Source organism: Bradyrhizobium sp. CCBAU 11361 (genome assembly GCF_028128935.1).
In the GTDB taxonomy this organism is placed as follows: Bacteria; Pseudomonadota; Alphaproteobacteria; order Rhizobiales; family Xanthobacteraceae; genus Bradyrhizobium; species Bradyrhizobium niftali.
Map to the genome: position 1 here is coordinate 41666 of NZ_LBJZ01000167.1, position 26813 is coordinate 68478.

Annotated in this window: 24 protein-coding genes and 1 pseudogene; 9 read left to right on the top strand and 16 right to left on the bottom strand. The window is 64.0% G+C overall.

Features of this window, described 5'->3' with window-relative positions; translation table 11 throughout:
* Positions 1-63: 63 nt before the first annotated feature.
* The 6 genes from ccoP to XI08_RS17195 form a co-directional block, all read right to left on the bottom strand.
* Positions 64-936, bottom strand: coding sequence for a cytochrome-c oxidase, cbb3-type subunit III (ccoP, locus tag XI08_RS17170; protein WP_271575297.1), 873 nt, complete (start codon positions 934-936; stop codon positions 64-66).
* Between the two features lie 6 nt (positions 937-942).
* Positions 943-1107 carry a cbb3-type cytochrome oxidase subunit 3 gene (locus XI08_RS17175; RefSeq protein WP_271575298.1) on the bottom strand — a complete coding sequence of 55 codons (165 nt, stop codon included), beginning with the start codon at positions 1105-1107 and terminating at the stop codon, positions 943-945.
* Between the two features lie 13 nt (positions 1108-1120).
* On the bottom strand, positions 1121-1855 hold the full coding sequence (gene ccoO, locus XI08_RS17180) for a cytochrome-c oxidase, cbb3-type subunit II (protein WP_092185855.1): 735 nt from the start codon (positions 1853-1855) through the stop codon (positions 1121-1123).
* A 12-nt stretch (positions 1856-1867) separates the two neighbouring features.
* Positions 1868-3517, bottom strand: coding sequence for a cytochrome-c oxidase, cbb3-type subunit I (ccoN, locus tag XI08_RS17185; RefSeq protein WP_271575299.1), 1650 nt, complete (start codon positions 3515-3517; stop codon positions 1868-1870).
* A gap of 211 nt (positions 3518-3728) precedes the next feature.
* Entirely contained in the window at positions 3729-4154 is a 426-nt protein-coding gene (locus XI08_RS17190) for a CBS domain-containing protein (protein WP_271575300.1), read from the bottom strand.
* Positions 4155-4192: 38 nt separating this feature from the next.
* Positions 4193-5026, bottom strand: coding sequence for a universal stress protein (locus tag XI08_RS17195; RefSeq protein ID WP_271575301.1), 834 nt, complete (start codon positions 5024-5026; stop codon positions 4193-4195).
* Between the two features lie 209 nt (positions 5027-5235).
* Between XI08_RS17195 and fixL the strand changes: the two genes are divergently transcribed.
* From fixL to XI08_RS17215, 4 genes are all read left to right on the top strand, one after another.
* The gene (gene fixL / locus XI08_RS17200; protein WP_271575302.1) at positions 5236-6759 is read left to right on the top strand and encodes a sensor protein FixL; all 1524 of its coding nucleotides are present in this window, start codon (positions 5236-5238) and stop codon (positions 6757-6759) included.
* The gene (gene fixJ, locus XI08_RS17205; protein ID WP_271575303.1) at positions 6756-7373 is read left to right on the top strand and encodes a response regulator FixJ; all 618 of its coding nucleotides are present in this window, start codon (positions 6756-6758) and stop codon (positions 7371-7373) included. Before fixL ends, fixJ begins: the two co-directional genes overlap by 4 nt.
* A 43-nt stretch (positions 7374-7416) precedes the next feature.
* Positions 7417-7833 carry a response regulator transcription factor gene (locus tag XI08_RS17210; protein ID WP_271575304.1) on the top strand — a complete coding sequence of 139 codons (417 nt, stop codon included), beginning with the start codon at positions 7417-7419 and terminating at the stop codon, positions 7831-7833.
* Positions 7834-7936: 103 nt separating this feature from the next.
* Positions 7937-8638 (top strand): helix-turn-helix domain-containing protein, encoded by a 702-nt coding sequence (locus XI08_RS17215; protein WP_271575305.1) that lies wholly within the window; start codon positions 7937-7939, stop codon positions 8636-8638.
* A 63-nt stretch (positions 8639-8701) separates the two neighbouring features.
* Here XI08_RS17215 and XI08_RS17220 read toward each other — a convergent pair whose 3' ends face one another.
* The 4 genes from XI08_RS17220 to XI08_RS17235 are packed head-to-tail and all read right to left on the bottom strand — an operon-like array spanning position 8702 to position 14598.
* On the bottom strand, positions 8702-9994 hold the full coding sequence (locus tag XI08_RS17220) for an MFS transporter (RefSeq protein ID WP_271575306.1): 1293 nt from the start codon (positions 9992-9994) through the stop codon (positions 8702-8704).
* A 23-nt stretch (positions 9995-10017) separates the two neighbouring features.
* Positions 10018-10551, bottom strand: coding sequence for a PRC-barrel domain-containing protein (locus XI08_RS17225; RefSeq protein ID WP_271575307.1), 534 nt, complete (start codon positions 10549-10551; stop codon positions 10018-10020).
* A gap of 22 nt (positions 10552-10573) precedes the next feature.
* Positions 10574-12778 (bottom strand): amylo-alpha-1,6-glucosidase, encoded by a 2205-nt coding sequence (locus XI08_RS17230; protein ID WP_271575308.1) that lies wholly within the window; start codon positions 12776-12778, stop codon positions 10574-10576.
* Between the two features lie 56 nt (positions 12779-12834).
* Complete coding sequence (locus XI08_RS17235) at positions 12835-14598, bottom strand: ABC transporter ATP-binding protein (protein ID WP_271575309.1); 1764 nt, start codon at positions 14596-14598, stop codon at positions 12835-12837.
* Between the two features lie 278 nt (positions 14599-14876).
* On the opposite strand from XI08_RS17235, the gene XI08_RS17240 reads away from it, so the two are divergent.
* Positions 14877-15947 carry a glycosyltransferase family 4 protein gene (locus XI08_RS17240; RefSeq protein ID WP_271575310.1) on the top strand — a complete coding sequence of 357 codons (1071 nt, stop codon included), beginning with the start codon at positions 14877-14879 and terminating at the stop codon, positions 15945-15947.
* A 261-nt stretch (positions 15948-16208) separates the two neighbouring features.
* On the opposite strand, the gene XI08_RS17245 is transcribed toward XI08_RS17240, so the two are convergent.
* The 5 genes and pseudogenes from XI08_RS17245 to XI08_RS17260 all read right to left on the bottom strand — a co-directional run bounded on the left by XI08_RS17245 (position 16209) and on the right by XI08_RS17260 (position 22665).
* A complete protein-coding gene (locus XI08_RS17245; RefSeq protein ID WP_271575311.1) occupies positions 16209-18137 on the bottom strand; it encodes an alkyl/aryl-sulfatase in 1929 nt (642 codons plus the stop codon).
* A gap of 302 nt (positions 18138-18439) precedes the next feature.
* Positions 18440-19723 (bottom strand): TRAP transporter large permease, encoded by a 1284-nt coding sequence (locus tag XI08_RS46030; protein WP_027546576.1) that lies wholly within the window; start codon positions 19721-19723, stop codon positions 18440-18442.
* A gap of 243 nt (positions 19724-19966) precedes the next feature.
* Positions 19967-20332: pseudogene (locus XI08_RS46035) on the bottom strand (TRAP transporter small permease); the annotation flags it as partial.
* Positions 20333-20568: 236 nt separating this feature from the next.
* Complete coding sequence (locus tag XI08_RS17255) at positions 20569-21582, bottom strand: DctP family TRAP transporter solute-binding subunit (RefSeq protein ID WP_027546577.1); 1014 nt, start codon at positions 21580-21582, stop codon at positions 20569-20571.
* A gap of 312 nt (positions 21583-21894) precedes the next feature.
* On the bottom strand, positions 21895-22665 hold the full coding sequence (locus tag XI08_RS17260) for a methyltransferase domain-containing protein (RefSeq protein ID WP_271575312.1): 771 nt from the start codon (positions 22663-22665) through the stop codon (positions 21895-21897).
* A 138-nt stretch (positions 22666-22803) separates the two neighbouring features.
* Between XI08_RS17260 and XI08_RS17265 the strand changes: the two genes are divergently transcribed.
* Positions 22804-23547, top strand: a complete 744-nt coding sequence (locus XI08_RS17265) for an SDR family NAD(P)-dependent oxidoreductase (RefSeq protein ID WP_271575313.1) — start codon at positions 22804-22806, stop codon at positions 23545-23547.
* A 1157-nt stretch (positions 23548-24704) separates the two neighbouring features.
* Positions 24705-25052, top strand: coding sequence for a hypothetical protein (locus XI08_RS17270; protein ID WP_271575314.1), 348 nt, complete (start codon positions 24705-24707; stop codon positions 25050-25052).
* 10 nt (positions 25053-25062) lie between these two features.
* Here the strand turns inward: XI08_RS17270 and XI08_RS17275 are convergent, their stop codons facing one another.
* Positions 25063-25437: a hypothetical protein gene (locus tag XI08_RS17275; RefSeq protein ID WP_271575315.1), complete on the bottom strand. Its 375-nt coding sequence runs from the start codon at positions 25435-25437 to the stop codon at positions 25063-25065.
* Positions 25438-25786: 349 nt separating this feature from the next.
* Between XI08_RS17275 and XI08_RS17280 the strand changes: the two genes are divergently transcribed.
* A complete protein-coding gene (locus XI08_RS17280; RefSeq protein WP_271575316.1) occupies positions 25787-26350 on the top strand; it encodes a hemerythrin domain-containing protein in 564 nt (187 codons plus the stop codon).
* A 205-nt stretch (positions 26351-26555) separates the two neighbouring features.
* Positions 26556-26774, top strand: coding sequence for a hypothetical protein (locus XI08_RS17285; RefSeq protein WP_271575317.1), 219 nt, complete (start codon positions 26556-26558; stop codon positions 26772-26774).
* The last annotated feature ends 39 nt before the right edge of the window (positions 26775-26813 follow it).

The following is a 26813-nucleotide window of genomic DNA, read 5'->3' on the forward strand; positions in this document are numbered from 1 at the left end:
CTGCTTCAGTTGATCCAGCTCAAACGGGGGCACTTTTGTTCGCCCCCGTTCGCTGCTGATCAGTTATTTTCCACCGCCCAGCGAGTGGACGTAGACCGCCATCGCCTTGATGGTGGCGGGATCAAGCCGCCCTTCCCAGGCCGGCATGACGCCGCCGCGGCCCTGGCTGATGGTCTCGATCAGGACGGCCTCGTCCGAGCCATAGAGCCAGATCTTGTCGGTCAGATCAGGCGCGCCCATTTCCTGGTTGCCCTTGCCGCCGTCACCGTGGCAGGCGACACAATTCTCGACGAAGACCTTCTCGCCCTTGGCCTTGTCGTAGCCCGCCCGGGTCGGCAGTCCTGACAGCGACCGCACGTAATTGGCGACCGTGACGATCTCGTCGCCCTTCAGCACGCCGTCCTTGCCGAAGGCGAGCATCTGGCCCTCGTGCGTCTTGGCATGACCGGAGCGTACGCCGAACTGGATGGTCTGCATGATCTGGTCGAGCGTGCCGCCCCACAGCCAGTCGTCGTCGTTCAGGTTCGGGAAGCCCTTGGCGCCGGCGCCGCCGGAGCCGTGGCACGGCGCGCAATTGTCGCCGAACACGGTCCTGCCCTTGGCACGGGCGAGCGCCAGCAAGGCCGGGTCCTTCTCGATGTCGGCGAGCGGCGCCGCCGCCAACGCCGCCATCTTCTCACCGCGGAGCGCCTCGAGATTGGCGAGCTCTACTGCGAGGCTGGCGCGCGTCGAGTAGCCGAGCAGCCCGGTCGTATTGCTCGAAATCAGCGGCCAGGCCGGATAGACGATCCAGTAGCCGATCGACCAGATGATGGTGAGATAGAAGCTGATCACCCACCAGCGCGGCAGCGGCGTGTTGAGCTCCTTGATGCCGTCCCACTCATGTCCGGTCGTCGTCTTGCCGGAAACAGAATCGAATTCGCTATGATCGGTCATGGTCTCTCACTCCTCCCGCAACGGCAAGTGTGCTGCTTCGTCGAACGCAGCCTTGTTACGGGGCCAAAATGCGTAGGCGATGATCGCGAGAAAGATCGCGACGAACACCGGCGTCCAGATCGTGGTCACGAGATCGGACGCGAGATTGTCGAGGGTCAGGATGGCTTTCATCGTTGATGCCTTCTCAGCGAAGATTGGCTTTCTCGTTGTAGATCTTGAAGTCGACCAGCGTGCCGAGCATCTGCAGGTACGCGATCAACGCGTCCATCTCGGTCGGCGTACCGGTCTTGCCGTCGAAGTTGCGCACGACGGCCTTGGCGTAGCGCTTGTTGAAGGCGTCGGAGCCGGCATTGTCCGGATCGGCCTGGGCCTTCAGATCGGCGCCCGCGTTGGCGATCTGATCGTCCGTGTAGGGCACGCCGACGGTCCGCAGCGTGCGCATGTGGTCGGCGATCGTGTCCGGATCCACTTCGGTTGCGCTGAGGAACGGATAGCCCGGCATCACCGACTGCGGCACGATCGCGCGCGGGTTGGTCAGATGGGTGACGTGCCAGTCGTCGGAGTACTTGGCGCCGACGCGGGCAAGGTCCGGACCGGTGCGCTTCGAGCCCCACTGGAACGGATGGTCGAACATGCTCTCGGCGGCCAGCGAGAAGTGGCCGTAGCGCTCGACCTCGTCGCGCAGCGGCCGGATCATCTGCGAATGGCAGAGATAGCAGCCCTCGCGGACGTAGACGTTGCGGCCCGCGAGCTCCAGCGGAGTGTACGGCCTGACGCCGTCGACCGCCTCGATCGTGCTCTTGAGGTAGAACAGCGGGGTGATCTCGACGAGGCCGCCGATCGCGATCACCAGCAGGATGCCGACGATCAGGATGATCGAGTTCTTTTCGAAGACTTGGTGTCGTGTCCAGAATGACATTGCTTGAGCTCCTCATTCCGCCGGCTGAAGAGCGACGGGCATCTGGACTTCCGCTTCGCCGACGCGGACGGTCATCCAGAGATTGTAGGCCATGATCAGCGCGCCGATCAGGAACAGCCCGCCACCGGCAGCACGGATGACGTAGAAGGGATGCATCGCCTCGACGGTCTCGATGAAGGAGTATTCGAGGAAGCCGAGCGAGGTGTAGGCGCGCCACATCAGGCCCTGGAGGATGCCGGACACCCACATCGCCGAGATGTAGAGCACGATGCCGAGGGTCGCGACCCAGAAGTGCCAGTTGACGAGCTTCAGGCTGTAGAGGCCCTTGCGATTCCAGGCCCACGGCACCAGGCAGTAGAGCGCGCCGAAGGAGACGAAGCCGACCCAGCCGAGCGCACCGGAGTGCACGTGGCCGATGGTCCAGTCGGTGTAGTGACTGAGCGAGTTGACCACCTTGATCGACATCATCGGGCCTTCGAAGGTCGACATGCCGTAGAAGGCGACGGAGACCACGAGCATGCGCAGCACGGGATCGGTGCGCAGCTTGTCCCAGGCGCCCGACAGCGTCATCAGGCCGTTGATCATGCCGCCCCAGGAGGGCATCCACAGCATGATCGAGAAGGTCATGCCGAGCGTCTGCGTCCAGTCGGGCAGCGCCGTGTAGTGCAGATGGTGCGGACCTGCCCAGATGTAGAGGAAGATCAGCGCCCAGAAGTGGATGATCGACAGGCGGTAGGAATAGATCGGCCGCTCGGCGCGCTTGGGGATGAAGTAGTACATGATGGCGAGGAAGCCGGCGGTCAGGAAGAAGCCGACCGCGTTATGGCCGTACCACCACTGGAACATCGCATCCTGGATGCCGCCCCAGGCGACGTAGGACTTCGAGCCGAACACCGAGACGGGAAGCGCCGGGTTGTTGCCGAGATGCAGCACCGCGATGGTCACGATGAAGGCCAGATAGAACCAGTTCGCGACGAAGATGTGCGGTTCCTTGCGCTTGATGATGGTGGCGAGGAAGACGAGCAGATAGACCACCCAGACGATGGTCAGCCAGAGATCGGCGTACCATTCCGGCTCGGCATATTCCTTCGACTGGGTGACGCCGAGCAGATAGCCGGTGCCCGCGACCAGGATGAAGAAATTGTAGCCGACCACGACGAACCAGGGCGCGAGGTCGCCGGCAAGGCGCACGCGGCAGGACTTCTGCACGACGTAGAAGGATGTCGCGATCAGCACGTTGCCGCCGAAGGCGAAGATCACCGCGGAGGTGTGCAGCGGACGCAGGCGGCCGAAACTGATCCAGGGCAGATCGAAGTTCAGCGCAGGCCAGGCCAGCTGCGAGGCGATGATGAGGCCGACGAGGAAGCCGGCGATGCCCCAGAACATCGCCATGAAGGAGGAGAACTTGATCGGCCCCATGTTGTAGTTGGGACGGCCGTTGATCTCCGCCGGCGGCAGTGCCGCCGGGCGCTCGAAGTAGCGGTTGACGATGCAGAACACCGCAGCCACGCTCGCCGCCGCGCTGAGCGCGGCGTGGAAGGCGAAGGGTGCATCGAGCGCCTTGGCCGCGGCGATCACGCAGAGGAAGGCGGTGGCTGCGAACACGACAGCCAGGCCGCTTTCACCTGATGTCATGGATTTGGAGATGGAGGGCTGGCTCATCGCGGATTCTCTCTGAAAGAACACAGCGCCAGAAACCACATCCACCCTCGCGGGGAATTGATTGAAATCAAGATAGATGGATTTCTGTTAATGTGAGGCTGATCGCGGATCAGAGAGCCATATCAATCGCCTGCGGCCGGCGCCGCGCACGCGGTGGCCGATTGCTTCCGTGAAATCACGGAGTTTGAAATCGCGGGAACTGGAGGCGCTGTCAGTCGCGCGCCGTCGCCTTGAGCGCCGCGATGACGTCCTCGCGGGCGATGATGCCGACCAGCTTCTGTGCGCTGTCGAGCACGATGATGCTCCTGATACGGTGCTCGACCATGATCTGGAGCACGCGCGTCAGCCGCGTGTCGGGGCTGACATAGATGAACTCCGGCGTCATGACGTCGCCGGTCTTGCGGCTCATCAGGTCATGATAGCGCGGCAGCATCTGGCTCGGCGTGAAGGCGAAGCATTTCAGGATATCGAACTTGGTGACGATGCCGACCACCTGTCCGTCGTCCTCGACCGGATAGGAGTTGAAATCGTCGCGCTCGAACATCTCGCTGAGTTCGAGCATGTCGAGGTCGCGCCGCACCGTTTTGACGTTGCGCGTCATGTAGCCGTCGACGGTCTGCTCAATAAATCTGTACACGGCGCGTCCTCCTCGAATGGCTTTTGGCCGAACGGCCCTCAGTGCGACAGCAGCACGCAACGCGTGGATTGCGTGACCAGAGACTGGGTGACGCCTCCCAGGATCAGCTCACGAAACCTCGAATGACCATAGGCGCCCGCCACGATCAGGCCGGCTCCGACGTCGCCGGCGACTTTCTCCAATTGCGCGGCGGCGGGTTCGTTCCGCACGGCCTCCGAGATGCGCACGGTCGCGGTGACGCCGTGACGGGCGAGCCAGGCGGCAACGTCGGTGGCGCCGGCCATCACGACCGAGCGCTCGTCGTCGCGCTCCGGAATTGCCGCGATGGTGACGTCCCTCGCCTTGCGCAGCATCGGCAGCGCATCCGCCACCGCCCGCCGCGCCTCCGGCGTATCCTTCCAGGCCACCAGCACGCTGCGCAGGTCGAGCCAGTTGGCCCCGTCGGGGACAACGAGAAGCGGGCGGCCGGCCTGCATCACCAGATCCTTGGGGCTTGCGAGCGCGAAAGCGTCGGAGAAGGCCGGGCTCTGCCCGCCGCTGACGACGATGTCGGCGCAACGCGCCTGCGCCAGGACGAATCGCGCCGGAAAATCCATGGCGCTGCGCCACTCCGCGTGCCCGCCGCGATTCCTGGTGGCGGCGCGGAATTGCGCCTCCAGAGCCGCCAGGCGCCGCCTGACGGACGCTTCGCCCTCGTCGATCAGCCGCTGGGCCTCGGCGCCGTCGGTGAAATAGAGTGGCGGTGTGAACTGCGCCGCGGCAACCCCGACGATGGCTGCCTCGAACCGCTCGGCGAGTTCGCCCGCGACCTGAAGGCGCACCTCGTTGGACTGATCGAGCGCCAGGCTGACCATCACGGTCGCGTATGTCATCGGGATTCTCCGGGAGGCAATGAACTGTGCGGAATCTAGCGCTGCCGACGCGAAGCAGGATGAGATAGATCAAACCGCCTTCCACCCGGGACCACCGGAATTACGCCAATGGAATCAAACATCGGAACTTGCCTCCGGGCCGGGCTTGGGCGAAGTTGCCGCGGTGGTTGCGGCACCCGGGCCCGCGGCACGAGAATGGGAGTGACGACTTGGCGCCGACCCGCGTAACGCAACCGCCGGATGACGGCCGGGGCGAGCATTTCCGGGTCCGGATCGAGGGATTCGGCGTCGGCACCTGGGATCTCGACCTCCAGACCCGGGCGCTGGACTGGTCGGATACCGCGCGAACCCTGCTCGGGATCGCGCAGGATCAGCCGGCCAGCTACGACCTCTTCCTGTCACGCCTCAGGCCCGAGGACCGCGAGCGCGTGGAGAGCGCGGTCAAGCGCGTCTCCGAACGTGGCGGCGGCTTCGACGTGTCCTTCAGGGTCGCCCGCGCCTCCAACGGAGGGCAGTGGATTCGCGCCCGGGCGGGACTCATTCGGGACGAAGCCGGCACCGCCCGCCATCTCAGCGGCATCTTTCTCGATATCGACGAGGAGAAGCAGGTCGAGGAAGCGCTCCGTACCCGCGAGACCCACCTCCGCTCGATCCTCCACACAATTCCCGACGCCATGATCGTCATCGACGGCCACGGCATCATCCAGCTGTTCAGCACGGCCGCCGAGCGCCTGTTCGGCTGGTCCGAGCTGGAGGCGATCGGTCAGAACGTCAGCATCCTGATGCCGGAGCCCGACCGCTCCCGGCACGACAGCTACATTTCGCGCTACCGCACCACCAGCGATCCCCACATCATCGGCATCGGGCGCATCGTGACCGGCAAGCGCCGCGACGGCACCACCTTCCCGATGCACCTGTCGATCGGCGAGATGCAGTCCGGCGGCGAGCCCTATTTCACCGGCTTCGTCCGCGACCTCACCGAGCACCAGCAGACGCAGGCACGGCTCCAGGAACTGCAATCCGAGCTCGTCCATGTCTCGCGGCTGAGCGCCATGGGCGAAATGGCGTCCGCGCTCGCGCACGAGCTCAACCAGCCCCTGGCGGCGATCAGCAACTACATGAAGGGCTCGCGGCGGCTGCTTGCCGGCAGCGTTGATCCGAACATGCCGAAGGTCGAAAGCGCGCTGGACCGTGCCGCCGAGCAGGCGCTGCGCGCCGGCCAGATCATCCGGCGCTTGCGCGACTTCGTCGCCCGCGGCGAATCCGAGAAGCGGGTCGAGAGCCTGTCCAAGCTGATCGAGGAGGCCGGCGCGCTCGGGCTCGCCGGCGCGCGCGAGCAGAACGTGCAGCTCCGCTTCAGTCTCGATCCCGGGGCCGATCTCGTTCTCGCCGACCGGGTGCAGATCCAGCAGGTCCTGGTCAACCTGTTCCGCAACGCGCTGGAAGCGATGGCTCAGTCGCCGCGGCGCGAGCTCGTCGTCACCAACACCCCCGTCGCCGACGACATGATCGAGGTCGAAGTGTCCGACACCGGCACCGGTTTCCAGGACGACGTCATTCCGAACCTGTTTCAGACTTTCTTCACCACCAAGGACACCGGCATGGGCGTGGGACTGTCCATCAGCCGCTCGATCATCGAGGCTCACGGCGGGCGCATGTGGGCCGAGAGCAACGCATCGGGCGGGGCGACATTCCGCTTCACCCTACCGGCAGCCGATGAGAGTGATGCATGACGACCAAGGGACATATCTACGTCATCGACGACGATCCGGCGATGCGGGACTCGCTGAATTTCCTGCTGGATTCCGCCGGCTTCGGCGTCACGCTGTTTGACGACGCGCAAGCCTTTCTCGACGCCCTGCCCGGCCTCACCTTTGGCTGCGTCCTCTCCGACGTGCGCATGCCGGGAATCGACGGGATCGAGCTGTTGAAGCGGATGAAGGCGCAGCAGAGCCCGTTCCCGATCCTGATCATGACCGGTCACGGCGACGTGCCGCTCGCGGTCGAGGCGATGAAGTTAGGGGCAGTCGACTTCCTGGAAAAGCCGTTCGAGGACGACCGCCTCACCGTCATGATCGAAGCGGCGATCCGCCAGGCCGAGCCGGCCGCCAGAAGCGAGGCCGTCGCGCAGGATATCGCCGCCCGCGTCGCCTCCTTGAGCCCCAGGGAGCGTCAGGTCATGGAAGGGCTGATCGCCGGCCTTTCCAACAAGCTGATCGCCCGAGAATACGACATCAGCCCGCGCACCATCGAGGTGTACCGGGCCAACGTCATGACCAAGATGCAGGCCAACAGTCTTTCGGAGCTGGTTCGCCTCGCGATGCGCGCCGGCATGCTCAACGATTGAGGCAAGTCAAAGCCCTTGCCGGCTGCTGTGCTAGTCAAGCAGAATGATCGAGGTCAGTTCACATCACGAGCGGCTGCCGTCCCCCGCAAAACCCACCGTCTTTGTGGTCGATGACGATGCCGCCGTCCTGGGATCCCTGCGGTTCCTGCTGGAAACCGACGGCTTTGCCGTGCGGACCTTCAGGAGCGGCACGGCGCTGCTCAATGCCGGCGGCGCGCCCGGGGCCGACTGCTACGTGATCGACTACAAGATGCCGGACATCAACGGGATCGAGCTCGCCGGCCGTCTGCGCAAATCCGACAGCGACACGCCCGTGATCCTGATCACCGGCTATCCGGACGAGAACATCTCGACCCGGGCCGCCGCAGCAGGCGTAAAAGACGTGGTTTTGAAGCCGCTCCTCGACGAAAACCTGGTCAAGCGCATCCGCCGCGCCATCCAGGACCGGCCTCGGGCGTGACCTACGGGGTTCTACGTAGGTAGACCCCCTTAAGATATCGCTCGAAATTTTCGAACCTCCCGATACCGCGTACCAATGCGTCATCACAACGGAGATGGCGCAGATGCTGACCGAGACGCTCAACACGCAGACGATCAAGACCGAGATCAACGGCAGCAAGATTGCACCGCCCCATCACGTGTCCGACCAGTTCGGTGCGATCACGGGCCATGTCGGTCTCGTCGCCACCGAGTTCTCCTACCGCAAGGACGAGGAGATCTATGGCGAGGACGAGCCGGCCGAATATGTCTACCAGGTCGTGTCAGGCGCCGTGCGCAGCTACAAGCTTCTCTCCGACGGCCGCCGCCAGATCGGCGCCTTCCATCTTCCCGGCGACGTGTTCGGCCTCGAATCCGGTGCCACCCACCGTCTCGCCGCCGAGGCCATCATCGACACCAGCGTGCGCCTCGTGAAGCGCTCCAGCCTCGAGAAGGCTGCCGGCATCGACGTGCAGGTCGCCCGCAAGCTCTGGGCGATGACCGCCGGCGAGTTGCGCCACGCCGAGGACCACATGCTGCTGCTGGGCCGCAAGACCGCGATGGAGCGTGTCGCGACCTTCCTGCTCGAAATGGACCGCCGCCTCGCCGTCGCCGGCATGATGGCGTTGCCGATGTGCCGCCGCGATATCGGCGACTATCTCGGCCTCACCCTCGAAACCGTGTCGCGCGCACTGTCGCAGCTTCAGGCCCAGGGCATTCTCGGCTTCTCCGGCGCCCGCCAGATCGTCCTGCGCAACCGCCAGCGCCTGCACAATCTCGACGCCTGATCTTCTTCCTCCCCACCCACTTGGCCGGCCGAACCCGTTTCGGCCGGCCATTTCTTTTGTGGTTCAGAGCCTGCGCCGGGTCTCCGGCATCACGAGGAGGATCAGCAGGAGCCCCGTCGCAGCAACGCCGGACAGGCCGATGAAGGCGGTGGCGTTGCCGAACTTGTCGCTGACGTAACCGCCGAGCGCCGTGCTCAGCGACGCACCGATGCCGGTCGCGGTGCCGACGATGCCCTGCGCCAGATTGAAGTGACCGCTGCCGAAGGCGACGTCGGCGACGATCAGCGGAATCATCACCGCGAACACCGCCGCGGTGATGCCGTCGAACACCTGCACCGCGACCAGCAGATACGGATCGCGCACGGTCGCGAACAGCAGGCCGCGGATCACCAGCGCACCGAATCCGATCAGCAGCAGCGGCCTGCGGCCCCACGCTTGCGCCTTGCGCCCGACGGTTGGCGACAACAGCGCCACGATCGCCTGCGGGACCACGATGCAAAAGGCGACCAGCACCGTCGCCCACTGGCTCGACCGCGCCGTCACCGCGCTCGCCATCAGCGGCATCATCGCGGCGTTCGCCAGCTGCAACAGCAGCACACTGAGCGCGAAGACGATCAGCGGCCGCTGCCGAACCAGGTGCCAGACATTGGTGTCGCCGTGATCCTTCGCCTCGCGCGGCATCTCGCCGTGGCAGCGCGCGATGTCGACCTCCTCCTCGCGGATGCGCGACAGCGCGATCAGGGTGGGGATTGCGAGCAGGAACGTGACCAGGAAGACGGAGCGGCTCGACAGCAGATAGCCGGCCGTGCCCATCACGGCGGCAGCAACGCCATTGCCGAGGGAGGCAAACCGCGCGTTGCGGCCGAGCCGCTCGCCGATCGCGAGCGGGCCGACGAGGCCGAGGCTGATCGCGGCAATCGCCGGGCCCAGCACGCAGCTCGCGGCCGCATGCAGCGTCGCGGCGGCCACGACCACGGGGAAGATCGGCATGGCGGCATAGGCGAGCGCGCAAAAGCCGATGGTCGCGATGGCAAGGGCGGCGACCAGCCGCTCGGATTTTGCCGCGTCGATGATCGCCCCGCCCGGCATCTGCCCGATCAGGGCGACGATGCCGCCGATCGACAGCACGAGGCCGATCTGGCCCTGCGTCCATTTCTCCGTCGTCAGATAGACCGCGATGAAGGGGCCGAAGCCGGTCTGCACGTCGGCGAGGAAGAAGATGAACCAGTCGAGGCCGCGCAGGCTCCGGCGCGACGGCGCCGGAAGGCCTGCGGCCGACGGCGCGGCAAGGTAGTCCTGCTCAACGCGGCCGGCGCGATCCTCGGCTGCATGGTTCGGCTTTCTCGACAACAGCACCGGCGGCCATCCCTCCCCGCCCCTCACTGAATCGCTTGCAGCGGTTGCAGGCTCCCGGATGCGCCGAGCACCACCATCGGCGTGTCTTCCTTGTATTCCGGCGCGGCCGCGACCTGCGCCTTGGTCAATTCCAGCGTGATGCTATCCTTCTTGTTGGCGATCTTGCCGAACCGCATCGCGTTCCAGTCCACCACGATCTTGCGGCTGCCGACGCCGAGGAAGCCGCCGAAATCGATCACGGCGGCACGCACATGCCCGCTCCGGTCGACGATGACGTCGACGATGCGGCCCATGTCCTCGTTCGCCGCGCTGAGCACGTCGCGGCCGAGCACACCGTGCGCATCGCTCGCGCCGATGATGGTCACGGACGGCGGCGGCGCGGCATCCTTCGGCGTGACCTGCACCGCAGAGGCCGGCGGCTGTGCCGTCGCCGGCGCGTTCGCTTCGCTCGGGGGTGTACTCGGGGGCGCGGGCTGTTCCTCCGCGGCACGCGATACCGCGACCGTCCATCCCGCGACGATCGCGATGCTCAAGACCAACCATCCGGCGGTACGCATGAACCCTCCTCCCGGCGCGCCGTCAGCGCGCCAGCACGATCGACACCTGGATCTGGCCGCGCGTGCGCAACACCTCCAGCGCCACGTCGTCGCCGTGGCGGCTGACGCGCAGGTCCACGCTAGATTCGCGCAGGCGCAGATCGTGCAAGATGACCTCGTTCAAGAACGCCGGCAGGTGCGGATTGCGCAGGCGGATCTCGCAGCGCGCCACGTCGAACTCGATGCCCAGCGCCGCCTCCAGCAACGTGAACGGCGTCGCGCTGGCCCAGGCCTGCGGCGCGCAGGCGACCGGATAGAGCGTCGGGCCGCGCCGCTTCTCGCGCCGGAAGCCGCAGAACAATTCGGGCAGCCGCCGCAGATCCATGTAGGTCGCGGCGTCGAACAGCCCCTTGAAGACATGCGCCACCGAATGCTTGAGGCCGTAGCGCGCCAGCCCCAGCGCGATCAGCGCGTTGTCGTGCGGCCAGATCGAGCCGTCATGATAGGACATCGGGTTGTAGCGCACCTCGCCCTGCGCGACCGTGCGGATGCCCCAGCCCGAGAAGAAATGCGGCCGCATCAGATCGGCGGCGACGAGACGGGCGCGGTCCTCGCGGATCATGCCGCTGAACAGGATCTGCCCGGCATTCGAGGTCCGCACCTTGCAGGGCCGCTTGTTGCCGTCGAGGGCAAGCGCATAGGTGCCGAGCTCCTCGCACCAGAATGCCTGCTCGAAGCGCGCGGCCAGCGCCTTGGCCTCGGCCTCGAGCTTGCGCACGCGGTCCGGCTTGCCGAGCCGCAGCGCGCAACGCGCGGCAAGCTGCTTGGCCGCATAGACGTAGCCCTGGACTTCCGCGAGCGCGATATTGCCCTCGGCGAGCCGGCCGTCGGCATGGAAGATCGCGTCGTAGGAATCCTTCCAGCCCTGGTTGGCCAGCCCCTTCTCCGTCGCGCGCTGGTATTCGACGAACCCGTCCTGATCGGGATCGCCGGGGCCGTCGATCCAGGCAAGCCCCGCCTCGATCGCGGGCCACAGCTCGATCAACGTGGCCTCGTCGCCGGTGCGCTCGAAATAGCTTCCGGCGAGCAGCACGAACAAGGCGGTCGAATCCACGCTGCCGTAATATTGCGAGAACGGCACCTCGCGCAGCGCCGCCATCTCGCCGCCGCGCATCTCGTGCAGGATCTTTCCGGGCGCGGCATCGGCGAGTGGATCGATCGCCTTCGCCTGGAAATGCGCCAGCCGCCGCAGCACGCCCTTGGCGACCCGCGGGTCGATCCAGAGCATCTGGAGCGCGGTGATCAGCCCGTCGCGGCCGAAGGTCGTCGAGTACCAGGGAATGCCGGCATAGGGATAACGGCCCTGCGGCGTCTCCGTCATCAGCATGTTGAGGTCGGCCATGGCCTGGCATAGCACCTCGTTGAAGATGTTGTTGGATGTCTCGATGCTGGCCGCGCCCATGGTCGACTGGCGCATCTCGCGGCGGTGGGCCAATAGGCCCCTGAAAAAGCGCGCCGGCTTCTCCGCCACCGGCAGGTTGCAGGACGCGGCCACGAACAGCGATTTCGACTCGTGCGGATCCAGCTCGAGCTGCCAGTTGGCGGCGTTGACGGACAGCCGCGTCGGACGCGGGTCGAAATGCAGGCCGGTGGTGCGCTCGACATCGTCGAGGCCGCGATATTCGAACAGGACGTCGGTCGGCCCGAGCAGGCGGCTGGCGCCGGTCCCGCGGCGTGGGCGCCGCTCGCCGCGGACCTCGAACAGATCGGCAAAATCATTGTCGAACAGCAGGGTCAGCTCGAAGCTGGCGCGCCGGTCGCCATGGTTCTGCACGCCGATGCGCTGATAGGCGGTGCCGCGCCACAGGAAGATCGTGCGCACGATGTGCAGCAGGTCCTTTTGCAGCACGAGGCTACCCTGGCGGTAGATGTCGGGGTTGGTGAGGTCGACGGTCAGCGCCGAATTGTCGTCGCGCAGGTTGGAGCCGAGCAGCAGGGGCTGGAGATCGTCGAGCACGAGCTCCAGCCTGGCGAGGTAGCGCGTGTCATGGTGAAACAGGCCGTCCGGGCCACCGGCCGATGCGCCGATGTCGCCGTGGCTGTCGAGCACGATGAAGGTGTCGTCGTGCTTGAGCGAGCGCCGCGGCCGCGCCGACGGCCCCGTCATCGGGATGTAGAACGGCTGCTCCGCGACCTGCTCCACGGTCCGCGCCACGGAGACGAACTTGGTGACGACTTCGGCTGGCATAAGCTGCTCCCCTGCGCCTGTTTCGAAACGCAACCAACGCGAACGCGACTGTCGGGTTACGCGGCGAACTTCGCGAGCCGGCTCATCTCCTGCGTCACCAGTTCACGATAGGGTCCGTGACCCTGCATCAGGCGATCGGGCGCACCGTCCTCGATGATCTTGCCGGCCTTCAGCACCACCACGCGATCGAAATTGCGCAGCGTCGCGAGGCGATGCGCGATCGCGATCACGGTCCGGCCGCGCATCAGGCGCATCAGTGCCTCGCGGATCGCCTCCTCGGACTCGCTGTCGAGCGCCGCGGTGGCCTCGTCCAGCAGCAGGATCGGCGCGTCCTTCAGGAAGGCGCGTGCAATCGCGATGCGCTGGCGCTGGCCGCCGGACATCTTGACACCGCGGTCGCCGACCATGGTGTCGAGGCCGTCCGGCAGGCTATCGATGAAATCGCAGCGCGCCGCGATCGCCGCGCGCAGCACCTCGTCGTCGGTCGCGTTCGGCCGGCCGTATCGGATGTTCTCACGAATGGAGCGGTGGAACAAGGAAATGTCTTGCGGCACGACGGAGATCGCCTCACGCAGGCTGAGCTGGGTCACCATCGCGATGTCCTGGCCATCGACGGTGACGTTGCCTTCGTCGACGTCGTAGAAGCGCTGCAGCAGGGTGAACAGCGTCGATTTGCCGCCGCCGGACTGGCCAACCAGGCCGACGCGCTGGCCCGGCTGGAGCCGCAGGCTGAACCGCTCGAAGATCTTCTCGCCGCCGGGATAACCGAAGGTGACGTTGTTGAACGCGATCGCGGCGCCACTCTTGACCAGCGGCTCGGCCTCGGGGTGATCGCGCAAGTCGTGCGGCACCAGCAGCGTGGCGATCGCCTCGGTCAGGCGCGCGACGTGCTGGGTGACGTCGACCAGCGCCACCGCGAGATCGCGCGTGGCGTTGAGAATGGACAGGCCGAGGGTGCAGACCAGCACGACGTCGCCGGTGGTCGCCTGACCGTCCTGCCAGAGCGTGATCGCCCAGGCCATCAGCGCAATGGTGAGCACAACGGTCACGCCGGCATGCGTGAGCCGCAGCTTCTCCAGATAGCGCAGGCTGCGGCCGCGCGCGGTGAGTTCCCGGTTGACGGTCGCATCGAACCGCTCGTGCTCGTGGCTGATGCCGCAGAAGGCGCGGACCAACGGCATGTTGCTGATGACGTCGATCATCTCGCCGTCGACGACCGCCGCCTTGTCGGCGAAGTCGTCATGCAGCGGCTTGCCGGCCGCGGCCAGATGGAACATCGCAATCACCATGCCGCCCGCAACCACGATCAGGCCGAGCGCCATGTAGGGACTGACGGTTCCAATCAGCATGATTGCCGCAATTGTGGCAATGCATGGCGGCAGCACGTTCCAGACGAACATGTTCTCGACCGTGAACACCGCGTTCGATGTTGCCGTGATACGGCTGGTCAGCATGCCAGGCATACGGTCGGAGAAGTAGCTCGGCGCGTGTCCGGTCAGATGGCGAAAGATGTCGCGGCGCAAATCGCCGGTGACGCGGACGAACGTAAAGCTCGCCGTCCAGCTCGCGATCCGCCACAGGAAGTTGTCGGCGGCGATCAGCGACATGAGCAGAATGAATGCCAGCCATACGCTGCCGCCATGCGCGGTTCCCGCCGACAGACTGTCGACCAGGGATTTGACGCCATACTGCGTGCCCACGGAGCAGGCAACGGCTGCAACGACAGCGGTCAGGATCACCAGGTGGGAGGCAAGCCGTCGCCGAAGATAGCGCAAGACAAAGGCAAATGGTCTGCGCGCGTATCCAGAAAGATGATCCATGTGGCTGTCGCCCCGTAGTGATGATTACAGTTTTTTCTACCAGCCGACTGAACATCGACCGCTTCGTCCCGGTTCCGGGCCAGGCGATCACGACATGCGGATGCGGACGATCTGCGAAGAGGAGATGGCAGCATCGAGACAAGGCGCGCGATGTGTCGAATATGTAACGTTTGTTGAGAGGAACTTCGCAAGTGCGGGAACGTTCCCTTCCCTGGCATAGCCGGTGCCGCACAGGCTGGGGGTTTTTCAACGTTCATGATCGCAGAGGAGAAGGTGAGATGCGCATTGCGCAGGTAGCTCCGTTGACGGAGGCTGTTCCACCCAAGCTGTATGGCGGCACCGAGCGGGTGGTGCATTGGTTGACGGAAGAGCTGGTGGCCCTGGGACATGACGTAACGCTGTTCGCCAGTGGCGACTCGCAGACGTCGGCGAAGCTGGACGCCCTCTGGCCGCGGGCGCTTCGCCTCGACGGTTCCGTGCGCGACCCCAACGCCCTGCACATGGTGCTGCTGGAGCGCGTGCGGCAGAAATGTGACGACGAGGAGTTCGACTTCCTCCACTTCCATCTCGATTATTATCCGTGGTCGCTGTTCCACCGGCAGCCGACACCGTTCGTGACCACGCTGCACGGCCGGCTCGACCTGCCGGAGCATCAGCCGGTGTTCAACATCTTCTCCAAGATGCCGGTGATCTCGATCTCGAATGCCCAGCGGCGGCCGGTGCCGCAGGCGAAGTGGGTGACGACGATCCATCACGGCCTGCCGGAGAACCTGCTGACGCCGAAGCAGGCCAAGCAGGAATATCTCGCCGTGCTCGGCCGCATCGCGCCGGAAAAGGGCGTCGACCGCGCCATCAAGATCGCGACCCATTGCGGTATCCCGCTGAAGATCGCGGCCAAGGTCGACCGCGCCGACCAGGATTATTACGACGAGCTGATCCGGCCGATGATCGAGAACAATCCGCTGGTGGACTTCATCGGCGAGATCAGCGATCACGAGAAGTCGGATTTCTTGAGCGGTGCGCTCGGACTTCTGCTGCCGATCGACTGGCCCGAGCCCTTCGGCCTCGTGATGATCGAAGCCATGGCCTGCGGAACGCCGGTCGTCGCCTTCAACCGCGGCTCGGTGCCGGAGATCATCGACGAAGGCCTCACCGGCTTCGTGGTCGAGGACGTCATCAGCGCCGCCGGCGTCGTCAAGCGCCTTCCGCAACTGGACCGCGCGGCGATCCGCAAGCAGTTCGAAAAGCGGTTCACGGCTCGGCGAATGGCACTGGACTATCTCGCCGCCTATCGCAGCCTGACGGAAGCGCAGGCGCCGCGGATCAAGCTGGTGAGCAGCGCGGAGTAGCACACGCTGTCGCCTCAAATTGCACTGTCATGCCCCGCGAAGGCGGGGCATCCAGTACGCCGCGGCGGAAGTTGATTCACACAACTCCCGCCGCGGAGTACTGGATCGCCCGGCCACGGGCGATGACAGTGAGTGTGTGGCGCCCCGCTCTATCAACGAGTCGTTGCGAGCGCAGCGAAGCAATCCAGAGTCTTTCCGCGGAGGGGTTATGGATTGCTTCGCTGCGCTCGCAATGACGGAGGACGCGGCAGCAGCGGTGCCTTACGTCACCATTGCTCTTTTCGGCTCCACGATCTCGAACATGCGCGGAAACTCGTCCATCAGGCCCATCAGCTCGGCGAGCTTCATCGGATTGCCTGATAGCGCGATCTTGCCGGCGGCGACCGCCTCCGGAAAGCTCGTCAGCTTCGCGATGACCTCGTCGAGCGTCGCGCGCGCGAGCGTGAAGCTCGCATCAGCGTTTTCCGCCTGAACGCCTTCGGTATAGGTCAGCGCAGAATTCTCCAGGTTGAGCACGAAGGTTTCGCCGGTGTCGGAGAAGCGCCAGTTCAGCACGATGTGCTTTCCTTCCGCCTTGGGGCCGTTGAGGCGGATGCCGAGCACGTCCCAGAGCTGCCCGGTGCGCAGCGCCGCCAGCGTCTCGCGCGGCATTGGCGGGCGCGGCGGGGCCTTCGGCATGCCCTGGCGCAATTCCTGGGCGCCGAACAGATAGGCGTTGCGCCAGGTCGCGCTCTCGGCGGCATAACCGAGCTGCTCCAGCGTATCGGCCAGCAGGCTACGTGCCGCTGCATGGTCAGGCTCGGCGAAGACGAGATGGCCGAGCGCCTGCGCGACGAAGCGGAATTCGCCCTTGTCAAAATCCGTCCGCGCACGGGCGAGGATCGCGTCGGCGCCGCCCATATACTCGACATACTTCCTGCCCGATGCCACCGGTGGCAGCGGATCGAGATTGACTGGATTGGCGTCGTACCAGCCGAGATATTTCTGGTAGATCGCCTTCACATTGTGCCGGATGTGGCCGTAATAGCCGCGGCCGTGCCAGGCGCCCTCCAGGCTCTTCGGCAGCTGGATCGTTTCGGCGATCTCGGCGGCGGTGAGGCCGTGGTTCATCAGGCGGATGGTCTGGTCGTGCGCGAACTTGTAGAGATCGCGCTGCTGCCGGATCATGGTGCCGATGCGCTCGCGGCCCCACACCGGCCAGTGATGCTGGCCGCACATCGCCTCCGCCTTGCCGTCCCACAGCTGCAGGGCCTCGCCGAGGTACTTCGACCAGGCCAGCGCATCGCGCACGTCGGCGCCGCGGAACGGCAGCAGATTGTGGAAATTGTGGGTGCAGTTTTCCGCGAGGTTCAGCAGCTTGTAGCGCGGGATGAAGAAGTGCATCTCCGCCGGCGCCTCGCTGTTCGGCGCCATCTGGAACTCGAATTCGACGCCGTCGATGACGCGCCTGTCGCCGGTCGCCATGATCAGGTCGGTCGGGCGCAGCAGCGCGACCGAGCCCGCCGCCATCGACTTGCCGAGCCCGCAATCGACCTGCCCGCGCACGCCCTTGGCGAGGAACGGGCCGAACTGATACTGCGCCCGCCGCAGCATTGCAGGCCCCGCGATGATGTTCTCGGAGACGGCATGCTCCATGAACAGGTTCGGCGCGATGATCGGCACGCTGGCAGTGGCGAGCGCATCCTCCTCCAGCACGCCGCGCGCGCCGCCCCAATGGTCGGTGTGGGTATGGGTGAAGATGACGGCGGCCACCGGCTTCGTGCCGCGATGCCTGAAGTAGAGATCGAGCGCGGCGCGCGCACCTTCGATCGAGGTCAGCGTGTCCACGACGATGACGCCGCTGTCGCCCTCGATCAGCGTCATGTTGGCGATGTCGAGCCCGCGCACCTGGTAGACGCCTGGCACGACCTCGAACAGCCCATGCTGCATGTTGAGGCGCGACTGCCGCCACAGGCTGGGATTGACCGTGGGCGGCGCCTGGTCAGTGGAGAGAAAGCCGTAGGGCTCGAGGCTCCAGACCGTCCGCCCCTGCGGGTTGGTGATCGCCGCATTCTCGATCGTGCCGAGAAAGCCGCGCGCGGCATCGTCGAAATCCCGCGTGTCGGAAAACGGCAGCGCATTCAGCATCGCCGTTTGCCGCGCGATGACGGACGCTGTTGCGTCCTTCGGTTCGCGGCTGAGTTCAGTCATTTCGGTTTCCTCCGGCCTGTCGCGCGGCATCTAACCGCATCTCGCGCTCGATTGCCATCATTGGCGGAGGCAGCACAGGCGCCCTTCCCTTCTCCCCTTGTGGGAGAAGGCGGCATAGGCGGCCTTCGGCCGCCGTTCTTGGGAACGCCGAAGCGAAGCTTCGGCTATGGCGCCGGATGAGGGGTCGCTATCCGCGAACTCTACTGCACAAGGATCACTCGCGGAGAGAGACCCCTCACCCGGCTTCGCTTCGCGAAGCCACCCTCTCCCACAAGGGGAGAGGGTGCACTGTCGGTTCGACCCTAATGCATCCCCAGCACCCGCGGCAGCCACAGCGTCAAATCGGGCCAGTAGGTCACGATGACGAGGAAGCCGAGCATGGTGATCAGCCACGGCAGCACCGCGACCGCGAGCTCGGTTATTCGCATTCGCGCGATCATCGAGGCGACATAGAGGTTGAGGCCGACAGGCGGATGGCAGAGGCCGACCTCCATGTTGACGTCCATCACGATGCCGAAATGCACGAGGTCGATGCCGAGCTTCTTGGCCGCCGGCGCCAGGATCGGCGCCATGATCAGGATGATCGAGTTCGGCTCCATGAAGTTGCCGGCCAGCAGCAAGAGGATGTTCACCACCAGCAGGAAGCCGACCCAGCCGAGGTTCTGCGCCGCGATCCAGTCGGCAAGCGTCGCCGGCAGGTTCTCGTTGGAGAGCACGAAGGAGAACAGCACCGCGTTGGTGACGATGTAGAGCAGCATCGCACTGGTATTGGCGGCGCGGAGCAGCACCCGCGGCACGTCTTTCAGCCCGATGGCCCTGTACACGAACACCGCGATGACGAAGGAGTAGACCGCGGCCATCGCCGCCGCCTCGGTGGCGGTGAACAGGCCGCTGTAGATGCCGCCGATGATGATGACGACCAGCATCAACCCCCAGATGCTCTCGCGGAAGGTGCGGACGGTCTCGCCCCAGCTCGCCTTCGGCAGGCGCGGATAGTCGCGTTTGCGCGCGAGCCACCAGGTGACGATGCAGAGCATAGTCGTCAGCATGATGCCGGGCAAGAGGCCCGCGACGAACAGCGCGCCGATCGAGGTATTGGTCGAGACGGCGTAGACGATCTTCGGGATCGACGGCAGCATCAGGATGCCGAGCGAGCCCGCGACCGTGATGATGCCGGCGCCGAAATGCATGGGATAGCCATGGCGGACCATCTCCGGCAGCACGATCGCGCCGATCGCGGCAACGGTCGCGACGCTCGAGCCGCAGACCAGCGCGAACATCGCGCAGGCGACGATGCCGGCCAGGCCGAGACCGCCATGCCAGTGGCCGATCAGCGAGGTCGCGAAATTGATCATGCGGCGCGCGACGCCGCCATGGGTGAGGAAATTGCCGGCGAGGATGAAGAACGGGATCGCCATGATCTCGAAGCCCTCGATGCCCGTGAAGAGCTTCATCGAGACCGCCTCGATCGGCACCGTGGTCAGCGTGAACAGGAACGTCATCACGGTGAGGCCGAGCGCGATCGAGACCGGGATGCCGGTCAGCATCAGCGCGATCAGCAGCGCGAAGACGGTCGCGGCCCGCATCCAGTGCGGCAGCAGCACCACGCCGAACTTCTCGGCGAGGCACATGGCGAAGATCAGGATCGGCGCCAGGATCAGGATGACGCCGAGCGGCGACACTTTTCGCGCGGCGGCTTTGGTCGCGGCGCCGGCGGGCTGCGGATGCAGCGCGGGCGAGACGTCGGCCTCCACGCCTTCGACACGGGTCTCGTCGTGGTGCGGCAGCTCGCCGGTCCAGTAGTAGAACCATGAGACCTGGAGGAAGCGGAAGCACATCAGGCCGGAGCCGAGCGGGATCGCCAGATAGACGAACCACATCGGCGCTTCCAGGTCGTTGGACTGCTGCCCAGTGTGGAACATCTCCTTCACGAAGGAGGCGCCGAAGGCGGCGATCATGCCGGTGAACAGCGCGCCGCAGAGCAGCGCGAACAGGATCACGTGCTTGCGCGAATGTTCGGGCAGGCGGTTGACGAGCAGGTCGACGCCGACATGGATGCCGGTGCGCACGCCATAGGCCGCGCCGAACTTCGCCATCCAGATGAACATGTAGATGCAGAGTTCCTGCGCCCATGACAGATCGAGCTCGGACAGGAAGGTGAACACCGTCATCGACAGCGTCGCCAGCCAGGTCATCCCGTGTGCGGCCGCCCAGCGCGACAGGACGATCGACTCGCCCGCGCCATAGCGATGCAGGACCGCGATGAAGATCAGGCCGGTTGCGGCCGCAATGAGCGTCGCGATCAGCCATTCTTCGAGATGATTGAGCGCCTGGTTGAGCACGCGAAGCAAATCAAGGTCCCCCTACCGATGCGAAACGGCCGGGAGCGCACACACTCCCGACCGTTTGTATTATTCCTCCGGAAATCGCGTCAGTTCATCTTGACGTCGAGTTCCTTGGCGACGAGATCGAGCACTTCCTGCCCGACCCGGCCCTTGGCCCATTTGTAAGTCGGCTGCATCGCTTCCTGCCACGCCTTGCGATCGGCGTCGGTGAGATAATGCAGCGTGGTCTTGCCCGCCTTCTTGATCTCGGCGAGCGCGTCCTCGTTCTCCTGGCGTGCGATCGAATTGGTGTAGTCGGTCGCCTCGTTCATCGCCTTCTCGAGCTGGGCGCGAATGTCGGGCGGCAGGCCGGACCAGAATTTGGAGTTGACGATGACCGCATATTGCAGATGGGCATGATAGGACACGGTGATGTCCTTCTGCACTTCGTAAAACTTCTGCGTCCAATAGTTGGACGCGGTGTTCTCGCAGCCGTCGACCACGCCGGTCTGCAGCGCCTGGTAGACCTCGGAGAACGCCATGATCTGCGGGATCGAACCCATCAGGCGGAAATACTGGTCCGCGATCTTCGATCCGGAGATACGGAATTTCAGGCCCTTGAAATCCTCCGGCTTCATCAGCGAACGATTCGACGACACCATGTGGAAGCCGTTGTCCCAATAGGCGAGGCCGCTGATGCCCTTGGCCTCCAGCTTCTGGAACAGCCACTTGCCGACCGTGCCCTTCATCGCATTGGCATAGGTCTCGTCGTCCTTGAACAGCCAGGGCAGGTCGAGCGCCTCGAATTCCTTGATCCCGAGCGGCGCGAACTTCGCGGTCGAGGGCGCGAGCATCTGCACCGAGCCGAGCTGCAGCGCCTCGATCTCCTCCTTGTCCTTGTAGAGCGAGGAGTTCGGATAGACTTCGATCTTGACCTTGCCGTCGGTGTACTTCTCGGCGAGTTCCTTGAACTTCAGAGCGCCCTTGCCCTTCGGGGTGTCGTTGGCGACGACGTGGCTGAATTTGATGCTGATCGGGCTCTGGGCCTGGGCCAGGACAGGAACGAAGGCCGGAGCCAAGGCAAACGTGGCCGCTGCGACCGCAAGAAGCAGTTTGCGCATGAATGACCTCCCCAATAACCCTAGAAAACCGGGTTCTTTTTTGTTTTGCAGGCCAGTAGTGGCAGCAATCCGCCAGCCGAACAACTAGACCTAAGCCCAATTTTCCCGCAGCCAAGCTAGCTTGACTGCTACTGAACGCGCAACCCGGGGCCACCCCCTCTCCCGGGCTACCGCAGATAAGATCCGCGCGACTGCCGAGGGTGCTCGGCCTGCATGGTGCGAGACGCCCGCTTTGGCGGGCTCATCACCATGAAGGTCTGATGTCACGCCGCAAGACACGACGAACGCTCATGTCGCATTGCGGCAATATACTCATCCCTTGCGCTGGGCGACCATGAACAGGCGCCGGAACGGGAACAGCGTCTGCCCCGCCGCATTCTTCGGATACGCCTTCGCCACCCGCATCCCATAGGCCGCCTCAAAGGCAGCCTTCTCGTCGCCCGCGAGCACGTCGAGATAGCGCGTCAGCCAGGTGCCCTTGGTCCATTCCTTCACCGGGTTCTCGCCTTCGAGCACCTGAAGATATTCGGTCTCCCAGATGTCGATATTGACCGACATTGGAGCCAGAAGATCATGGTAGAAGGCCGGCCCCTCGACCGGCGGCGGGGTGACGAGATGCTCGACCTTGGGCCGCCAGGGGCCGTTCAGGGCGGTCTCGCCGATCAGCACATGCGAGGGGGCCAGAAAGTTGCGCGGCATCTGCACCGCGAGCATGCCGCCGGGCACGACCTTCTCCATCACCGACGGAAACAATGCCGCATGATTGGGCAACCAGTGCAGTGCGGCATTGGAATAGATCAAGTCATATCGCTTGGCCGGATGCCACTTACCGAGGTCTTCATGGGACCATTGCACGTCCGGCGCCGCCTTGCGGCCGGCGGCAACCATCTCCGCCGAGCCTTCGACGCCGGTCACGGTCGCATCCGGCCAGCGCTCCCTGATCAGCCTGGTGACGTTGCCCGCGCCGGCGCCGAGATCGGCGATCTCGCGCGGCGCAAAATCCGGAATCCGCATCAACAGGTCGACGGCGGGCCGGAGCCGGTGGCCGGAGAACTTCAGATATTGCTGCGGATCCCAGACCATCGTCTCAGCCTTTTCTTTTTCGTGTTTCCTTCAACCTGGCTCTTGGTTACCACTGCTCGTCCCGCTCAGGCAATTCGTCCTGACGGGGACGGGCAGGAAACGAACCGCAACAAGAAACCAAACAAGAGAGCGTGCGCCATGGACCTCGGGCTCAAATCGAAAACCGCTGTCGTCACCGGAGCGAGCATCGGCATCGGCCGCGCCATCGCCAAGGGCCTGGCGGCCGAAGGCGTGCGCGTGGTCGGCGTGGCGCGGCGCACCGACCTGCTCGCCGAGCTGGTGCAGGAGGTCGGCGGCGGATTGATCACGCCGTTCGAGCAGGACGTGATGGCCAAGGACGCGGCGGAGAAGATCACAGCCTTTGCCGTGAGCGAGCTCGGCCATGTCGACATCCTCGTCAACAATGCCGGCGGCAGCCGCCCGCTGCCGATCGATGCGCCCGACAGCAAATGGGACGAGGCGATCGCGCTGAACTTCACCAGCTACCGCCGCATCGCGCACGCGCTGCTGCCGCAGATGATCGAACGCAAATGGGGCCGCATCGTCAACATCACCGGCAAATCCGAGCCGGAAGGGCTCAACGCCGCGTTCGCCGCGAAGGCCGCCGTACACGCCTGGGCCAAGGGCCTGTCGCGCGAGATCGGCGAGCACGGCATCACCATCAACTGCATCCCGCCCGGCCGCATCATGAGCGAGCAGATCCGCCGCAACTATCCGCCGGACTATCGCGAGCGCTTTGCCGAGGAAGAGATTCCGGTCGGCTATTGGGGCGAGCCGGAGGACCTCGCGGCGCTCGCGGTGTTCCTGGCCTCGCCGGTGGCGCGGTACATCACGGGGACGGTGATCCCGGTGGATGGGGGACTGCGGCGGTATCAGTTCTAGGGCGGGGTCGCCGAAGCCGATCGGGTCGCGAACGCGCGCAATGTCTGATCTGCTCCCGGGAAGCGGACAGCGTCGGCTCGCTCTGGCGAGTCGGCTATGGGCCGCAAGCTGACGTTCTGGGCTTTGTCTGCTACGATAGCAGTGAGGCGGCATAATGCATGGTTCGGTGATCGTGAAGCAAGGCAATGTGGGCGGAGATCTCAAAAGCGTCGTTCATTAGCATTCCGATAGTCGGAACTCTGTCGGGGCTCTTCTGCATGCGAACGGCCTATTCGACATACAAGTTGGTTGGAAGTCGCTTCGATGGCGCAAATTTTCCCTGGTTCTACACTGCGCTGCAAAGTCCATGGTACGCAAACCAACTTTACAGACAGGCCGATATTGCCGAGTCGCTCCCTGATGATTTGAAGTCGCTCGCGCGAGAACCCAGATTAACTACGGAATGACTGCGATAATTGTGTGGACCATCTTTGCTGTCTTGGTCGGAGCTTCAGCAACCCATTTTCAGAGTGGCACATAAGGGCCATGAGCCGACGCGGGATGCTAAGCGCCGGAGGCTAACATCCATATTCGGTAGATCGTCGACATCAGCAGTGCGATATTCACCGCAACGACTAGGCAGGACACAACTGAGATCAGAGCGATGACGTCTAGTTGGCTGAAGCGCTCATCTCGTGTCTTCAGCTCGAATGCCCGCGCGGTAGCAGCTCTATAGAACGCGGGCCAGCGAACGACCTGCCAGCCCAGAGCCGCAGAAAGAATAACCTGGAACGCCGGATACGCTAAGATAAAAGATGCTGCGCTCTCCCTCCGTGGATGGCTGCCTGCGTAAACAAACTCAGCAGGGTGGTCCCACCGCAGATGGACCCAGAGAGACGCAAAGAAGCTAATCGCGGCGAGCAAGCAACTCGCGGCAGCCGCACTTCGAATAACTCTTGGACACGGAAGTGATGTTTCGGGCGTATTCAAGAGCGCGACAATCCGTGGCGGCGTCTAACAAACATAACAACCTTGATACTGTCGGGCAATGAAACAGAATTGGCCCAATGTCGCCTTCGGGGTCGAACTCGGAGGTCGACGGGTCCATGGTAGATGGTCTGTTCTGCCACGGTGAGCGGACATCACCGGATCCGCTGTTCAGGTCCGCGAAGGGCCAGATGGCGACATCACTGCCTTGGTGTGCTAAGATGAAACTTCCAAAAAGATACGAGGTCGTGATGTCGTTCGCCTCAAACACGATCTTTTCAATTTGGCCGTTGGGCATGATGAGTCTAAGCTTTGCGGACGCTTGGTTCATCCGGCAGATGCGCCGAAATCTGGCGCCCGGATTGGCTCAATTCGAGGGCTATTCAGATTGGCGCCTTGAGGGGCGCCGCCCTGCCCTTTGGCGCGACCCATCCGCTTACAGCGAACAAGGCAAAAGATATCGACGCAGCGCCATCGTGGTCGAAGTCTTGTTTCTTCTTTGGTTCTTCGGAGGACTGTTGGTGTGGGCGCCAAGATGAGGCCCCAACGTTAGCGGCCAGTAGTCGTCGCAGGTCTTTCTCCTCGGATACCACAATCGGTGCAGGCGGGATCGAAATGTTGAAATATGGCTGCGATGATTAAGCATAACAGCGTGCACCCCACAAAGGCTGTCAGCCCTGCGCGTGACTGATATCTTGCGATCATGGCTGCTTCGAGCTCGTCGTATCCGAGCTGCTTGATCCAGACTTCACGCGCTCTTCGCTGAATGCCGCCCATGCCGTTCGAACGAACAAACATGTAAGTCGATCCCCTTCTCCAGACCGCCACCTGTCTTTTCGCCATTTCGATACTCAGATAAAACGACGCGAACGAAATGCCGATTACCGAAATTACGGTTATCACGCCTATCAGATTACGAAGCATCTGAAGATTCCTTCGCCGGAAGCGCGCAGCACGGCACCGTCGGTATCGTGTCACTGTAGCAACCTGATCGTGACCTGCAATTGTCAGCGTCGGGTCAAACTAAGAAGTCCGGGCGCTCAGCCGGCAGGTCGGCTTTCCCCCCAACTCCAGACAAACCGCCGCATCGGACTAACTGAGCCATGGGCCAAGACCGGACCTCCCGTTCGTGGGGCACCGGTGGCAAAACAGGCGGCTTAGAACAGGTGGATGGCGCACGAAGCGTCCGGACTTGATTTAGCGCAAAAGAGCTGAGGCGACTTGGGGCTAGGCTTTCGAAGCTTCTCAATCGGTCACCTTGTGGATCGCAGCAATGATCATTGAGCGCTTAAGCCAAGAGCACCGCAATATCGAGAAACTGCTCGCCATCCTCGAGCGGGAACTTGAGGTTTTCGACCGCGGCGACCGCCCCGACTATGAGGTGATTGGCGCGGTTATCAGCTACTTCGAACTTTACCCGGAGGTTTACCACCATCCTCAGGAAGACCTGGTCTTCGCCAAGTTGAAAATTCGCGATCCGGGCGCGGCTGCGAAGGTCGGTGATCTCGCTCGCGAACACCAGAAAGGGGCCGATCTTTTGCGCCGCGTCGCTCGTGCGGTCGACAACGTTCTTGCGGGTCAGGAACTGCTTCGGCAGGATGTGGATGCCATCGTTCGCGATTTCATAGAGCACGAGCGGCGCCACATCATGAAGGAAGATCGCGATTTCTTTCCCTCCGCCCTGAAGGCTCTCGAGCCTGAAGATTGGACGGAGATCGCTTCGGCCATGACCAATCCTGAGGATCCGCTGTTCAGCGAGGCCGCCGAAGAGACGTTCGACGCGCTACGGGCGCGCATCTTGCAGTTGGAACAAGAAGCCGAAGCCGGACGGCACTAGTCAAGCTCATTCGCATTGCGCCGACTGGACTCAATGTCCGAAAGGTCAAAAGCGTCGTTCTCATCGCCGCCGGCCACTTCCGGCGTGCCAGACGGGCCGGTCCGCCCATGAGCGTGGGGTTGGGCTTGGGGCCGCCCAATCGCGTACCGCCCGACCTTCATGTGTGCTACCTAGTTGGACAAAAGGTAGCAGGAGGAAGCCAACGATGAATGACGATCAAGTCAATCGCGTCGTTCAGCACCTTTGTGAGCATATGCACCTGGCGCTCCGATTGAAGGACAGCGAGGCACATCCACCAAACGCCAAGGATATTGGATTTGATACTGCCTCCGTAAGAACCGTATTGCTGACCGGGTTGCGTACGGCGGGTGTCACGGTCAACCACGAAGCAGCAGGGGCGGGCGAAGAGCCGCCGTGGTCCTGAACGCAAAACGCGAGACAGAAGCTCGCGCCATTGTCCGAG